Source organism: Rathayibacter sp. AY1E8, from assembly GCF_002931415.1.
Lineage (GTDB): Bacteria > Actinomycetota > Actinomycetes > Actinomycetales > Microbacteriaceae > Rathayibacter.
Window position 1 is genome coordinate 1 of sequence record NZ_PSVI01000043.1, and the last position, 15,368, is coordinate 15,368.

A 15,368-nucleotide genomic window follows, 5' to 3' on the forward strand; every position below is an offset into this window, starting at 1 on the left:
CGACTCCGGATCGGCGACCACGAGCCGGTTCGCGCCGGGCACGAATCCGCGCAGCTCCGCGTGCTGCCCGAGCGGGCTGATCGAGCCGGGCGTCAGCAGGTCGAGCAGGAGCACCGTGTCGTCGAGCGAGTGGGTGACGACGGAGGTGGTGCCGGGCACGAACATCCAGTCGCGCGCCCGCAGCGGCCCGCCGTCGATCCCGACCACGGGGACCGCCTCGGCCTTCTGGTCGGTGAGGTCGTAGGAGTAGAGGGCGCGGTCGAGCGGGCCCGACGGCGCCTGCCCGGTGAAGGTCCAGCCGAGCACGCCCTTCTCGGGCGAGGAGTGCAGCTCGCGCACGATCCCGGGGCCGGGCAGCGGAATGACGCCCTCGGAGCCGGTGTCGAGCGTGACCGTGCGGAGGAGGTTCGTGTCGTCCGGCTCGATGGTCACGACGACCAGCACCGGGCCGACGACGGCGTAGTCCTGGATCCGGTCGGCCGTGACGAGGACCCGGGCGTCGCCTCCGGAGAGCGGGCGGACGCGGACGGCGTCGGGCTGCGAGGGGTCGTCGGCGGTGCGATCGAGGGTGAAGAGGTCGGGGTCCTTCGTGGTGAAGGAGGCGGAGACGTCGGCGGCCGAGCCGGTCGCGGCGCTGCGGGCGTCGTCGATCCCGATCTCGTAGCGGGTGGCGTAGCGGAGGGTGTCGGTGAAGGTGACGGTGAGCACGCCGCCGTCGAGCTCGGTGGTGTGCGGGGCGTCCGGAGCGACGCGGACGCGGTCGAGCGCGTCGGGCTCGAGCGCCTGGTCGAGGTGCAGGCGGGCTCGGGAGCCGTCGCGCTCGACCACGCCGTCGGTGCTGACCTCGAGGGAGGCGACCCGGGGCCCCTTCGCGACGGTGGCGGCGGTCAGGCCTCCGACCGCGAGGACGAGCACCGCGACGACCGCCCAGAAGAGCCGTGGGAAGCGGGAGGCGCCTGCGGAGTCGAGGCCGGGAGCGCCGCCATTGTCCCGTCGCCCGCTCTGCGCCGACGTGCCGCGCTCCGGAGACGCGCCGCGCTCCGGAGACGCGCCGCGCTCAGTAGACATACGGCATCGCCGGCTCGTCGATCGGAGTGAGCGCCTCCGGCTCCAGCACGACCGCCTCGGCGCTGGTGACGCTCGGGTTCGCGCCGAAGCCGCCGCTCGCCTCCAGCCACTGCCCCTCCGACCAGGTGTCGGCCCAGCCGGCCTGGTAGACCGGCACGCCCACCGGCTGGGCGTCCACCGCGCAGCAGGTGACGACGAAGCGGGCGATGTAGAAGACGTTCTCGGGGTCGGAGGCGTCGGGGGTCACGAATCCGCTCACCGTGGCCGTGCGGCCGGCGAGGAACTGCTCGCTCGCGCCCTGGCGCAGCAGGGTCGCCCAGTCGCGCACGCTGAACGAGGCGGTGTCGCCGGTGGGCGCAGCGGCGGTCACGGAGGCGTCGACGGCGCTGGTGTTGACCTCGCGCTGCGTCGCGGTCGAGGCGGTGAGGGCGGCCGGCGGGAGCACGAGCAGGGCGACGGCGGCGGAGGCGATCACCGCGACTCCGGCCGCGACCGCGACCACCCGGCGCCAGGGGCCGGCGGGTGCGGGGGCGTGGAGGTGCTCGACGTCGTCCTCGTGCTCGTGCTCGTGGGCGTCCTCCTCGGCGCCCGGCACGACCGCGAACGCTGCGATCAGCAGCACTCCGGCGATCACCGCGAGCACCACCGAGAACTCGAAGTAGCGGGGGTGGATGTAGAGGCCGAGCCGACCGGTCGCCGCGAGCCACAGGGTCGAGACGACGCCGATCAGGCTGAGGACGACGCCCTTCCAGCGGGCGAGGAGGCGCTCAGAGCGCATAGTTCACCGCCAGTCCCAGCACGGCCGCGGCGAGGGCGACCAGCACGGTGACGCGCACCAGCGTCGCGGCCGAGAACGTGGTGCGCAGCAGCGCGAGCATCTTGACGTCGATCATCGGGCCGAAGACGAGGAACGCGATGATGCCTCCCGGCAGGAACGTGGAGCCGAACGAGAGCACGAAGAACGCGTCGACGTTCGAGCAGATCGAGATGACGAAGGCGAGCACCATCAGCGCCAGCACCGACCAGAGCGGGTCGCCGCCGAGCGTGGTCAGCACGTCGCGCGAGACGCCGACCTGGATCAGCCCCGCGATGGCGGCGCCGACGAACAGCGCCGGCATCATCGCCCCGGTCTCCTCGGCGAACAGCAGCACGCTGCGCCGGGAGCGGTCGCGGAGGGAGCGGGAGGGCCGCTCGCCCGCCTCGCAGGCAGCGCGGAAGCGGTCGGTGAGCAGGCTCATCGGCTCGGAGTGGCGGCTGAAGATCCAGCCGACGAGGTTCGCGATCGCGAAGCCGCCGACGATGCGCCAGACGAGGATCCCGTCGGCCCAGCCGAAGGCCTGGTAGGTCGTGACGATGGTGATCGGATTCACGATCGGCGCGGCCAGGAGGAACGTCATCGACTCCGACACCGAGAGGCCCTTGACGATCAGCCCGCGCGCGAGCGGCACGTTGCCGCACTCGCAGACCGGGAGGAGCACGCCGAGCAGCGAGATCACGAGCCGCCGCGGGAGCGCCCGCTTGGGCAGGATCCTCAGCAGCACGGCCTCGGGCACCCACAGCTGCACCGCGATCGAGAGGACGATGCCGAGGAACACGAACGGCAGCGACTCGATGACGACGCTGATCGAGAGGGTGAGGAAGTCGCGCACCGCGTCCGAGAGGGCGTCGCCCGCCGCGTCCGGGGCGAGCAGGCGCGTCGCCACGAGGACGGCGACCAGGGCGAGCCCGAGGAGCGGCCCGCGCCGCGACCGCCGGGCGCCCGGGGACGCGCGGGTCGGGGCGGCGAGCGCGGATTCGGGGGACATCCCGACCCATCGTAGGCGGGGGTCCTGCGGGGGCCGGCGCGGGGCGCGGCTGCGACGTACCCGGCGAGTGTGAGCCCGGCCCCGCGAGGTCCGGCCGACCGCGAGTGTCCGATGGTCGTCGCACTCGCGCTCGAGTGCGACGACTTCTGGACACTCGGTGCGAGGGCGGGCGCCGAGGGTCGCGGGAGGCGGGCGCGGCACTCGCGCAGAAGCCCTCCGGGTGCAGGATGAGCGCATGCCCGCCTCCCCCGCGCACCCCCTCCGCGTGCGGATGCAGCCGCGCGCGATCGACGAGGCGCACCGCGTCTCGAGTCCGCTCGAGCTGCTCGTCGACCTGACCTTCGTCGTCGCGATCGCGCAGATCGCCCAGCAGCTCGCCCACGCCACCGAGGAGGGGCACCTCGCCGAGGGGCTCCTCCCCTTCGGCATGGTGTTCTTCGCGATCTGGTGGGCGTGGATGAACTTCACCTGGTTCGCGTCCGGGTACGACACCGACGATGTGCCGTACCGGCTGCTGACCCTCGCCCAGATGGGCGGCGTCCTGGTGCTCGCGGCGGGAGTGCCGGCCGGCTTCGAGGACGGCGACTACCGGGCGATCACCATCGGGTACGCGATCATGCGGTTCGCGCTGGTGAGCCAGTGGATCCGCGTCGCCGTGTCCACTCCGGAGCACCGCACCTCCGCAGTGCGCAACGCCGTCGGCTTCTCGATCGTGCAGGTCGGCTGGCTGCTGCGGCTGCTCCTGCCCGAGGAGGTCGGGGTGGTGAGCTTCCTGCTCCTGGTCGCCTGCGAGCTGGCGGTGCCCCTCTGGGCGCAGCGGGCGGGGGACGCGAACTGGCATCCGCACCACGTCGCCGAGCGGTACGGGCTGTTCACGATCATCCTGCTCGGCGAGGGCGTCCTCGCGGCGGTGATGGGCGTGCAGCGGGCGGTGACGGAGGCGGGCGTCAGCACCTCGCTCGTGCTGGTCGCGGCCTGCGGGCTGGTGATCGTGTTCGCGCTGTGGTGGCTGTCGTTCTCGCATCCCTCCGGCGAGCTGCTGGAGCGGCGGCGCGGCCTCTCCTACCGCTGGGGCTACGCGCACTTCGCGGCGTTCGCGGCCCTCGCGGCGCTGGGATCCGGGCTGGAGGCGGCCGTCGCCGCGACCGCGGGCCACCTCGAGGCGTCCGACACGGTGATCGGCGCGGCCGTCGCGGTCCCGGTCGCGGTCTTCGTCCTGACCCTGTGGGCGGTGCACGCGCCGCTCGGCGAGCACCAGCCGATGCCCGCGCGCCTGGCGCTCCCCGGTGTCGCGCTGGCGCTCGCGACTCCGCTCGTGGCGGGGACGCTCGGCGTGGGCGGGGTGCTGGTCGCGCTGGCCGCGGTCTCGGCGGGGCTGGTCGCCGCGGTGGTGGGGCGCGGGCGCACCGCGGAGTGACGGGGTCGGCGGGCGAGGCGCGTCGCCGTCGCGAGAGGCGCGTCCGAGGCGGTGTCCCGGCGGGAGCGGAACGCCTCTACGACCGCACTGCGGCAGCGGCTACCCCCGGCGCGGCAGCGGTTCCGGGCGGCGGGGCACCCAGCAGCGGACGCGCGAGCGGTAGCGCTCGAAGTCGGCGCCGAAGCGGGCGGCGAGGTCCGCCTCCTCCAGCGGGCGCACGGCCTGGTTCCAGACGACGGCGCCGAGGAGTGCGTACAGCACGACCAGCCACGACGAGAGCAGCAGCCCGACCGCCGCTCCCTGCACGATGCCGGCGACCGCCATCGGGTTGCGGACCCAGCGGTAGGGCCCGGCGATCACCAGCCGGTTGGTCATCGCGATCGGCAGCGGCGTGCCGTCGCCGAGGAGCGACATCGTGAGTCCCGACCAGATCCCGAGGGCGCTCGCCGCGACCAACAGCAGGACGCCGAGGCAGACGACCGCGGGCGGCGCCTCTCCGAGGCCCACGCCCCAGCGCTCCTCCAGCGCGGCGATCACCAGCGGGACGACGACCAGCGCGCCTCCCCAGAACACCGCGATCTGCCCGAGGGTCGCGGCGAGGTGCGATCCGGGCCGGCGGCCCGCGGTCGCGACCCGGAAGGAGAAGGGACCGGAGGCGATCCAGCGCGTGGGCACCCGGCCGAGCAGGAGCAGGCACGCCGCGACGACGGAGCCGCCCGCCGCGGCGAGCATCGCGACGACGCCCCAGCCCGCCTCCCCCGTCAGGGTGACCCAGACGGCCAGGGCGACCGCGACGAGGAGCGTCCAGGCCGTCGCGGTGACGGCCGCCCAGCGGATCCCGGCCGCGGCCAGAGCGGAGGCGCCGACGAACAGCGGGAGGTCGAGAGCCGCGACAGGGACGGGATCGAGGCTGCCGAGCGTCGCGATCCGCACGGCGGGGACGAGCGCCACGGCGACCCACCAGGCCGCGCCGCCGAGCGCCTGCACGGCGAAGTAGAGGCGTCCCCAGGGCATGGCTGCACGGTACTTCATAGCTGAACCCAAGGAACGACCCAGGGCGTTGACGGGCTCAGCGCCCTAGGCTCGGAACCAGTTCCCGCCGCCTCCACGAGAAGCGGCCCACCACGACGCCAAGGACGACGCCGATGAACCGCACGACCGTGATCACCGCACTCGCCTGCGGGCTCCTCCTCACCGCCGCCGCAGCCACTCCCGCTGTCGCCGCGACCTCGGACACCGCCGGGGACTCCACCCGCTCCGTCGACGAATTCGGCGTTCTCGCCGCGACCGACGGCGACACGCTGCTGATCAACGGGCGCGCCTTCCTCCTCGAGTAGGCCCTCCGCGCCGGGCACGGCCGCGAGGACGCCACTCGCGACGCCGGCCTCCTGATCCGCCGCTGCGTCGACGTCGACGCCGCCGCGGCCGTATTCCTGGTGACGACGGTGCACGGCTTCTCGGGGCCCGAGATCCTGCCCGCCTACCGCGAGGCGCTGCGGCACCCGCGCACCGCGCACCTGGTGTCGATCTCGGACAGCGACCGCTCCCCCGAGCTCGACTACGCGGCGACGGTGCACCACGGGATCGACGTGGACGGCTTCCCCGCCGGATCCGGAGGCGAGGACCTCGTGATCCTCGGCCGGATCCACCCCGACAAGGGCACGGCGGAGGCGGTCCGGATCGCCGCCGCGGCCGGGCGCCGCCTCCTCATCTGCGGCATCGTGCAGGACGAGCGCTACCGGCGCGAGGAGGTCGAGCCGCTCGCCGACGGGACGCGCGTCGTCTACCGCGGCTCGGTCGGGCCGGAGGAGCGCGCCCTCGTGCTCGGCGGGGCGCTCGCGCTCCTGCATCCGATCGGCTTCGACGAGCCGTTCGGCCTCTCCGTCGTCGAGGCGATGGCGTGCGGGACGCCGGTGATCGCGTACCGCCGCGGATCCATGGCCGAGATCATCGACGAGGGCGTCACCGGGTACGCGGTGGGCTCCCTGTCGGAGGCGGTCGCCGCGGTCGAGCGGGTCGGGCTCCTCGACCGCGCGTCCGTCCGGGAGACAGCGCGCCGCCGCTTCGCGGTGGATCGGATGGTCGACGAGTACCTCGCGGTGTACGCGGGAGTGCCGGGGCGCTGACGCCGGGCGGGGTGCGCGGCGTCGTGACGGGGACCGGGCGCGTGCCGGGCTCGCGTGGTTCCGCTGACGCCGGGAGTCCTGCCCCGCGCTGACAGCTTTTCTCGCGTGAATCCCGGGACCGCCGTAACGAGTGACGGAGCAATCCTTCGTGAGCCGACAGTCATCTTCCGCCCGCGCCGTGGCCCACTTCTCCTCCGATCCGAGCACATGGTGGGATGAGCATCATGTGTTCCCAGAGGAGCGCGATCGAACCGACAGGAGCCGACTATGGACGACGACATTCAGCTGATCGAGGACGCTGACGGCATAGCCGTGATCGGAGAGCCTTCGGCTGTGGACCGATTTCTGCATTCGGAGGGTCTCGAATCGAAGGACCTTGGACTCGAGCGCCTCCGACCGGCAGCCGGCGCGGCGGCGGGCGTAGTGCAGGCAGCGGCCGCGATCTCGGCCGGTTCCGGTCGATGGGTGAAACTGACCGAGCAATCCGCCACTGCGCTGCGGAAGCACGGCCACATGGTGAACTCCAAGAGCGGACTCGCGATGGGTGTCGTGCAGGGCAAGGACGGCCGGATCAAGAGCATCGTCCAGTTCGCGCAGACCGGCCCCGGGGCGCTCCTGACCAACCCGGCAGCGTTGTCGAGCGTGGCGGGGATGATGGCGCAAGCTTCCATGCAGCAGTCGATCGACGAGATAAACGACTATCTCGCGACGATCGACGAGAAGGTGGACGATCTTCTCCGCAACCAGAAGGACGCCGTACTGGCCGACATGATCGGCGTCGACCTCGTGATCGAGGAGGCGATGACCATTCGCGAGCGGACTCGTCGGGTGTCCGAGGTCACGTGGTCTAAAGTGCAGTCGACCACTTTGACCCTCGCACGCACTCAGGCCTACGCCCTGCGACAGCTCGACGCCCTGGCCGAGAAGCTCGAGCGGACGACGAAACTGGGAGACATCGCGAAGGCGACCCGGGAGGCCGAGCCGAAGGTCCGCGAGTGGCTCGCCGTGCTCGCCCGATGCATACAGCTGCAGGAATCGACCGCGATTCTCGAGATCGATCGAGTCCTGGATTCGGCTGCGGACGATCTCGATGAGCACCGCATCGGCCTGCAGACTGCTCGGAAGAACCGGCTCGACACGATCGCTCGCAGCACGGAGCGCCTGATCGCTCGTATGGACTCGGCTGCGGGCAGTGCAAATGCGCGAGTTCTGTTGAATCCGCTCGGCGCCCGTGCTGTTGTCGAATCGAGCGACCGCCTCGCGAGCGGTGTGGTCGACTTCCACCTCCACGTCGGCCTTGAACGTCTCCGCGACTCGATGAAGGCCAGGGGCTGGTTCGCCGCTGTGGCCGACGCCCGCGACAAGGTCCTCGAGACGGGCGCTGAAGGATTCGATGCAGCCCGTCGCTTCGGCGACGAGGCGGTGACTCGTGGCCGAGCAGCGACAGACGACCTCTCCATCCGCCTCGCAGAAGGCGCCTTGCGTCGTCGCGCGAATGGATCGCAGGGCGAAGACGATGCGGCTCAGACCGCGCCTTTCGACGCGCCGTCGCAAAGGAGCGACCCAGCCGAGCGGGACGAGTGACCACGGATGGGGGCTACCCCGCTCGACCCGGTCGTTCTAGGGGGGGACAGGCGAGCGGGGTCGACGTCGTCGTGTCGAGACCATCTCGCGTCACCGCGTCGAGCCGGTGCGGATCGATGTCACGAGGCCGCCGGGCGAGATGCTCGCTCAGCTGGCCCGCATCGGGCGAGCGGCTGCCTGGCGGGCACGAAGCGAAACTTCTTCCGCGCTCTGACCGAGGTACCCCGTCACCGGGCTGGTCTCTCCATCGATCGACTCAACCCCGTCGGCCCCCGCCCCGCCCCCACTCCCCCAGCAGCTCCCGCTCCCGCTCCTCCCCCAGCCCGGCGCCGCGTCCCGGCACGTGCGCGGCCGCAGCGTCCCGCAGCGTCTCGGTGAGGTCGCGGCGCTCGAAGCCCGCGGCCTCCGCCCGTGCCGTCGAGCGGGCGTTCATGCCGCGCCAGTCCGGGTCCGCGATCCACAGCGGGAGCGAGCCGGGGCCCGCCCACTGGCCGACGCCGCGCTCGAGCAGCCACTCCTCCGGCACGGCGACCGGCTCGGCGGACGACCCGCCGCGCGCCACGGCCAGGTGCTCGGCGAACGGCACGGGGGTCCCGCAGACGTTCATCACGCCCTCCACCCGCGCCTCGGCGGACGCCACCAGCCAGGCGGCGAGGTCCCGCACGTCGACCACGGACGTCGGCAGTCCGGGCGCATCCGGCACCAGCACGGGCCCGGACCGCGCGCTGAAGCGCCAGGGCCAGTAGGAGGAGCGGCTCGTGGGGTCGCCGGGGCCGCCGATCAGCCCGGCGCGCGCGATCAGGGACGGCGCGGATCCGGCAAGCACGGTCTGCTCGCAGGCGGCCTTCGCGGCGCCGTACGAGGCGGGGTCGTCGGAGGGAGGGAGCAGCTCGGCGTCCTCGTCCGCGCCGACGACCGCGTTCTCGGCGTAGACGCTCGTGGTCGAGACGAGGACGTAGGCGCTGCAGCGCAGGTCGCGGACGGATCGGCGGACGTGCCGCGGGGTCGAGGAGACGTCGATCACCGCGTCCCACGGTGCCGCAGCCACGGCGTCGAGAGCGTCCTCGCGGTCGCGGTCGGCCCGGACGAGAGACACCCCCGCGGGCACGGCCGTCCCCCGCGCGAGGCAGGTCACGTCGTGGCCGCGCCGCAGCGCCTCCGCCGCGAGGTGCCCGCCGAGCCAGCCCGTGCCTCCGAGGATCAGCGTTCTCATCCCCGCATGCTCGCACGGGCCGCCTCGCGCGAGGCCCGCTGAGGTGCCCGAGACGGTTCCGAGAACGCTAAGAGCTGCATCCCCGGGCGACTCGACGCAGTGGGCGCCGAGCGAGCGCCTCAGCGACAAGGGCCCCCTCCACGAGCCCCCGGACACCCGACCACCCGAGCCCGCCCGCGTCCTCTGTCCGGAATCACGCGGGCGGCTCGGGCGCTCGAGCGGCTCACACGACGACGAAGGCGTCCAGGATCAGCGAGTTGCCCGTGGAGGCGGCGTTGCGCTTGCTGCCGCGGCGGATGGTGATGGTGTGCTCACCGGCACTGAGGGTGCTGCTGGTGAACACGGTGCGGGCCGAGCGGTTCGTGGCGCTGTAGCGGTCGACGGAGGCGACGAGCACGCCGTCGATCAGGACCTCGTTGATGCCGGAGGTCGGGGTGATCCGGCTCACCCAGCTGACCTTCGTGCCCCGGAAGCGGAGGGTCGCCGAGGCCGTGGAGGTGCTGGAGTACGAGATGCTGCCGCCGCTGTCGGCGGTGCTCGAGAGCGTCGCCCAGGTGCCGACCGTCGCGATGACGGCGGCTCCGTTCTGGTACGTCCCCGCCGCCGGCAGCGTCGAGGTCGGGGTGGGCGTGGACGTGGCCGTCGGGGTCTCGGTCGGAGTGGGCGTGTCGGTGGGCGTCGGCGTGCTGGTCGGAGACGCCGTCGCGGTGGGGGTGGGCGTCGACGTGGAGACGGTCCCCGCGGTCACGACGAAGGCGTCGAGGATCAGCGTGGATCCGGTGGACGCCGGGTTGCGCGTCGTCCCGCGGCGGATCGTGACCGTGTGGGTGCCGGCGGCGATCGGCCCGCTCGTCCAGACCGTCTGACCCGAGCGGGTCGTGGGGCTGTAGCGGTCGACGGTGGCGACAAGGACGCCGTCGAGCAGCACCTCGTTGATGCCGGAGGTCGCCGTCATCCGGCTCACCCAGCTGACGCCCGTGCCCGAGAAGCGGAAGCTCGCGGACGCTCCGGCCGAGCTGGAGTAGCTGATGCTTCCACCGCTGTCGGCGGAGGAGGAGATCGTGCTCCAGGTGCCCGCCGTCGTGATGAGCGGCGAGGAGTTCTGGTACGTGCCCTCGCCCGGGATCGACGAGGCGGGCTCGTCGGGCAGCGGAACGACCGGCTGCTCCGCGAGCCAGCGGTCGAACGTGTCGAGCATGTCCTTGTTCGTCAGGCTCGGCACGTTGTGGCCGTTCGGAGCGCCCTCGGTCGGCGTGTAGAGGACCACCGCCTCCTTCGCGACGGGCTTCGCGAGCGCGACCCACGCCCCTCCGTGCACGGCGATGGGGACGAGGACGTCCTCGGTCGAGCCGGTCGTGCGGATCCGCGCCCCCGCCCACGAGGCCTGCGGCAGCAGCGCGGGGTCGGTCGCCGGGATCGTCGAGGGGTCGTTGTCGTAGTCCGGCAGGACGCGCCCCGGATCGCGGCGGGCCATGTCGGCCATGTCGTAGACGCCGGCCGCGTGGTACGCGCCGCGGATCTCGGGGACCAGCTTGTTGCCGTACGCCCAGCAGAGCAGTGCGCCACCGCCGGAGTTCGAGCGGAGGAAGCTCGCCCCGATCCGCCACGTCTTCTGGAACCAGGCGACCGCGTCCACCTGCATGGCGACGGCCCGCTTGTTCGTGTAGATGCTGCCGCCGTAGTTCGGGCAGATCGAGATGACGCCCTTGTCGACGGCCTGGTCGGCGCTGTACTGGTAGGCGCCGGACAGGGCCGCGTAGGTGCTCCCGTTGGCGTGGTAGTACCAGTAGACGACCCGGCCGATCCGCTGCGAGGGGACCGCGGTGTGCGGAACGAAGAGCCGCGCGCGGTCGGTGCCGATCATCACGTCGATGATCTGGTACGGCTTCTTCCCCACGCGCGAGATCGCCGTGTCGCTGCGCCCGAGCTCGTTGGGCAGCGGCGGGATCACGCTGTAGTCGGGCGCCGCGGACGCGGTCATCGCGTAGGCGAAGGCGGATCCGACGCCGAGGGCGGCTCCGGTGAGGACGAGACGGCGGCTGTGGCGCGCAGGAGAGGACATGGGATCCCGACGTGGAGAGGGCTGCTCGGTCGGCGGAGCCTGACCGGAAGGTGTGAGGGGGGTGCTGCGGTCCGGATCGGACCACCGTGGAGGGGGCGCGGTGCGGTCCTTCGGGGGACCGTGCGGGCGGGCAGGCGCGAATGCATCCTCCCGCGTCCGCCGCGCGACCACCAGACCCACTTCAGGGACACCCGCGGCGGCGCTCCCACCTGGCGTCGAGCAGCGGAGCGATCCGGAGAAGGTCCTGGTGAGAGCGCTATCTCGCGCCACTGCTCTGGAGATGCCCGCCACGGGGGCGGAACTGCATCGTGTCGGTGGCGGAACTCCGGGGTCCCGCGGGGCCGGCACGGATCCAGGCCGCCCTGAGCCCGGCGCGAGGGCCGTGCGCACGTCAACACTCTCGCGGGGGACCCCCGGATAGGTCGCGTTTTCTGGACACCACCTGAGCGCTGGTTCAGCGCTCGCTCTCCCCCTTCTGCGTGCCCACCGGATCAGGGGCCCGTCGTCCGCCGCCCACGTCCCGTCTCAGGGGGACAGGGCGCCTCCGAGCCGCGACCTATCGTGATCCCGCTCCATCCGGAAGGCCCGGCGAGGCGCCCCGGGGGGAGGTCGATCCGTGTCGAACGCGCATGCTCGACCGAGCCACGACCGCTCGATCGCCCTCGGCCTCGTCCTGCTCCTGCTCGCCGCCGTCCTCGTGGTCCTGCCCGCGTCGAGGGCCGCGGCGGCCACGGTCCTGCTCCAGGAGGGCTTCGGCGGCACCAGCGTCGCGGACTCGGCGTGGCAGGCGCTCGACGGCGCCTGCATCACGGCGGCGACCACTGCTCCGCCGACCGGCTCCTCGAATCTCGGCGTCTGCGCCAACCGGACTCAGGCCCCCGCCGCCGCGACGAGTCCGGGCTTCCTGCAGCTCACCGACGCCCGGAACAACGCCAAGGGCGGCGCGGTCTTCAACCGGCCGATCCCCGCGATGGGCGGCATCGACGTCCAGTTCGACCAGTACCAGTACAGCTCCGCCCTCGGCCTCCTCGGAGCAGACGGCATCGGCTTCTTCCTCACGGACGGCTCGAAGTCCCTGACGGCGGCCGGAGCCCCTGGCGGCTCGCTCGGCTACGGTCAGTCCGCGACCGTCGAGGGTGTGAACGGCGGCTATCTCGGCATCGGCATCGACGCCTACGGGAACTTCTCGGCCAGACCTCCCACGCAGAGCACGACACCCAACGCCCCGCCCACCTACGGACTCGGATTCGGGTGCCCCTCCGGCTCAGGCCAGGGCCAGGTCGCGAATCAGATCGTCGCCCGCGGTGCAGGCCAGGGCCAGACCGGCTACTGCTTCCTGCAGGCCGCGCCGCCGCCGACGCTCACCTCCGTCCGCACCCCGATCACCGTCTCGTCGGGCAATCCGCCCGCGAGCTACGGCAGGACCGTGCGGATCACCGTGTCCGCCACGGCCTCCCCCGTCGTCACGGTCTACTGGGGCACCTCGGCGGGAATGGCCGCCTCCGCGCTGACGCAGCTGATGCAGTTCACGATGCCGACCGCAGCGCCCTCGACCTACAAGCTCGGCTTCACGGCGTCCACCGGTGGATCGAACGACACCCACCTCGTCCGCAACGTCTCCGTCTCGTCCATCAACACTCTCGACGACATCACTCTGGTCAAGCAGATCGACCGCACCACCACGCAGCCCGTCGCCTACGCCGAGGGATCCGTCATCCCCTACCAGTTCGTCGTCACGAACGGGTCTATCCGGGGCACGCTCACCGGGATCGTCGTCACGGACCCGAAGGCCGCGAGCATCTCCTGTCCGACGACGACCCTGCTCCCGCTCGCCTCCACCATCTGCACGGGATCCCATACGGTCACGGCCGCCGAAGCGGTGGCCGGCTCGTTCGTCAACACGGCGACCGCTGCAGCGACGAAGACGGAGACGATCTCGAACGTCGTGACAACGACCCCCGTCACGAGCAGGACCGCCACCGTCACCGCCCCCATCGCCACCCCGGCTCCCGCTCTGACCCTCACCAAGACCGCCCTGCTCACCGACACGAACGGCAACGCCCAGGCCGACGCCGGAGAGCAGATCCGCTACTCCTTCCTCGCCCTCAACTCCGGCAACGTCACACTGCAGACGGTCGCCGTCGCCGACCCGAAGGTCACCGGCATCACGCCCGCCTCGACGCAGCTCGCCCCCGGAGCGAGCGCCACCTTCACGTCGGCGCCGTACACGGTGCTGCAGACCGACATCGACAAGAACACGTCGCTCGTCAACACGGCGACCGTCTCCGGCCGCACCCTGGCCGCCTCGCCCGTGACGGTCACCGCGACCTCCACGGCCACCACGCCGATCCGCTACGCGCCCTCGATCTCGCTGACGAAGAACGGCACGATCCCGACCGGGGCCGCCGTGGGCTCGACCGTCTCCTACAGCTTCACCGCCACCAACACGGGCAACACCGGGCTGAGCTCCGTCACGGTCACCGATCCCAAGAGCGGGCTCTCCGCGCTCGCCTACTCCTGGCCGGGGACCGCCGGGCGCCTCGAGATCGGCCAGACGGTCACCGCGACCGCGTCGTACACGCTCACGCAGGCCGACGTCGACGCGGGCCAGGTCCTCAACACCGCCACCGCGACCGGCACCCCTCCGACGGGCGCCGCCGTCACTGCCACCGCCTCGCGGACGGTGACGATCACCCGCACGAACGACCTCGCGCTCGCCAAGACCGCGAACCCCGCCTTCATCAGCGCCGCCGGCACCGTGGTGACCTACACCTTCCGCGCGACCAACACCGGCACCACCACCCTCACCGCGGTCGCGATCAGCGACCCCAAGAGCGGGCTCTCCGCTCTCACCTACTCCTGGCCGGGCACTTCCGGACGACTGCTGCCCGGCCAGGTCGTCACCGCGACCGCCGCCTACACGACCACCGCCGCCGACGTCACCGCCGGCACGATCGCCAACACCGCCACGGCGACGGCGACCGGCCCGACCGGCGGGGCCTTCACCCGCACGGCCTCGGTGAGCATCTCGGTGATCCCCGATCCGGCGGCCGACGCCGCGACGGTCGTGCAGGGCGGATCGGTCGTGATCGACGTGCTCGCGAACGACGGGCCCGCCGCGACCGGCGCGACCTTCTCGCGCGCGCAGCTCTCGGCGACCCCGAGGGCGATCGGAGGCGCGGCGACCCCCGCCCCCGCCACTCCCGTGCAGGGGTCCGTCTCCTGCGCCGCGAGCGGAGCGACCCGCGGCCAGTGCACCTACCGCCCGATCGCCGCCTACGTCGGCACCGACGTCTTCGACTACTCGCTCTCGGGCCAGTACGGCACCTGGAACGTGCGGGTCACGGTCACCGTCACCGCGCTGAACCGCGCGCCGGTCGCCCGGCCCGACCGCGTGGTCGCGACCACCGGCGGCCCCGCCGTCGCCGTCGCTCCGCTCGCGAACGACACCGACGAGGACGCGGGCGCGACCCTCGCCCTGGCCGGCACGAGCGTCCCGGCCGGGCTGCGCGGCACCTTCTCCTGCTCCGGATCCACGTGCACCTACACGCCCGCGGCCGACGGCTGGACCGGGAGCGCGACGATCGCGTACACGGTCACGGACGGCGCGCTCACGGCTGGTGGCACGATCACGGTGTGGGTCGATCCCGCTCCCCTCGTCCGGCGCGGCTTCTCCGGCACCGGCACGACGAGCGGAGCGGTCGGGCTCGGCGCCTGGACCAGGTCCTCCGTGGTCGCCACGCCTGTCGCGAGCTGCACGGCCGGTCGGCCGAGCACCCTCGTGAGCTGGTCGGCCGCCGCTGGAGCGACCGGCTGGACCCTCGAGCGCCGCCTCGCGGGGACGACGCCCGGCCCCTGGACCGTGATCGCGGCACCCGCCGCCTCCGCGACGAGCTTCACCGACGACCGGGTCGGTGAGGGCCGCAGCTACCAGTGGCGGGTCCGCCCGGACCTGCAGCGCTGGCTCGGAGTCGCGTCCGCCGCCTCGACCGCCGTCGCCCAGCCGGCCGTCACCACCGCCGGAGGCTGCTGATGCCTCCCCGCCGACACCCCTCTCGTCCTGCACGTGTCCTCGTGAGGGAGACCACGCCCG

The 15,368-nt window shown here is 72.7% G+C and carries 11 protein-coding genes; 5 read left to right on the forward strand and 6 right to left on the reverse strand.

Annotated elements, in window-relative coordinates:
- The 3 genes from C5C74_RS12525 to C5C74_RS12535 form a co-directional block, all read right to left on the reverse strand.
- On the reverse strand, window positions 1–1,068 hold a 1,068-nt coding region (locus tag C5C74_RS12525; protein ID WP_146083074.1), incomplete at its 3' end, for a hypothetical protein.
- On the reverse strand, window positions 1,058–1,846 hold the full coding sequence (locus C5C74_RS12530) for a TIGR03943 family putative permease subunit (RefSeq protein WP_104351637.1): 789 nt from the start codon (window positions 1,844–1,846) through the stop codon (window positions 1,058–1,060). The genes C5C74_RS12525 and C5C74_RS12530, both read right to left, overlap by 11 nt.
- Window positions 1,836–2,873, reverse strand: a complete 1,038-nt coding sequence (locus tag C5C74_RS12535; protein ID WP_104223382.1) for a permease — start codon at window positions 2,871–2,873, stop codon at window positions 1,836–1,838. Before C5C74_RS12535 ends, C5C74_RS12530 begins: the two co-directional genes overlap by 11 nt.
- A 235-nt stretch (window positions 2,874–3,108) precedes the next feature.
- Here C5C74_RS12535 and C5C74_RS12540 point away from each other — a divergent pair, with 235 nt between their 5' ends.
- Complete coding sequence (locus C5C74_RS12540; protein WP_219813064.1) at window positions 3,109–4,290, forward strand: low temperature requirement protein A; 1,182 nt, start codon at window positions 3,109–3,111, stop codon at window positions 4,288–4,290.
- A 99-nt stretch (window positions 4,291–4,389) separates the two neighbouring features.
- Here C5C74_RS12540 and C5C74_RS12545 read toward each other — a convergent pair whose 3' ends face one another.
- The gene (locus C5C74_RS12545; RefSeq protein ID WP_104351638.1) at window positions 4,390–5,304 is read right to left on the reverse strand and encodes an isoprenylcysteine carboxylmethyltransferase family protein; all 915 of its coding nucleotides are present in this window, start codon (window positions 5,302–5,304) and stop codon (window positions 4,390–4,392) included.
- Between the two features lie 131 nt (window positions 5,305–5,435).
- On the opposite strand from C5C74_RS12545, the gene C5C74_RS12550 reads away from it, so the two are divergent.
- From C5C74_RS12550 to C5C74_RS12560, 3 genes are all read left to right on the forward strand, one after another.
- Window positions 5,436–5,627: a hypothetical protein gene (locus C5C74_RS12550; RefSeq protein WP_104223384.1), complete on the forward strand. Its 192-nt coding sequence runs from the start codon at window positions 5,436–5,438 to the stop codon at window positions 5,625–5,627.
- A 99-nt stretch (window positions 5,628–5,726) separates the two neighbouring features.
- Window positions 5,727–6,416, forward strand: coding sequence for a glycosyltransferase (locus C5C74_RS12555; protein ID WP_258064166.1), 690 nt, complete (start codon window positions 5,727–5,729; stop codon window positions 6,414–6,416).
- A gap of 267 nt (window positions 6,417–6,683) precedes the next feature.
- Window positions 6,684–8,000, forward strand: a complete 1,317-nt coding sequence (locus C5C74_RS12560) for a hypothetical protein (RefSeq protein WP_219813477.1) — start codon at window positions 6,684–6,686, stop codon at window positions 7,998–8,000.
- A gap of 256 nt (window positions 8,001–8,256) precedes the next feature.
- Here C5C74_RS12560 and C5C74_RS12565 read toward each other — a convergent pair whose 3' ends face one another.
- Window positions 8,257–9,213 carry an NAD-dependent epimerase/dehydratase family protein gene (locus tag C5C74_RS12565; protein WP_104351640.1) on the reverse strand — a complete coding sequence of 319 codons (957 nt, stop codon included), beginning with the start codon at window positions 9,211–9,213 and terminating at the stop codon, window positions 8,257–8,259.
- Window positions 9,214–9,436: 223 nt separating this feature from the next.
- The gene (locus tag C5C74_RS17515; RefSeq protein ID WP_181027253.1) at window positions 9,437–11,275 is read right to left on the reverse strand and encodes a hypothetical protein; all 1,839 of its coding nucleotides are present in this window, start codon (window positions 11,273–11,275) and stop codon (window positions 9,437–9,439) included.
- Window positions 11,276–11,891: 616 nt separating this feature from the next.
- Here C5C74_RS17515 and C5C74_RS12575 point away from each other — a divergent pair.
- Window positions 11,892–15,308, forward strand: coding sequence for an Ig-like domain-containing protein (locus C5C74_RS12575; RefSeq protein ID WP_104351641.1), 3,417 nt, complete (start codon window positions 11,892–11,894; stop codon window positions 15,306–15,308).
- Window positions 15,309–15,368: the final 60 nt, after the last annotated feature.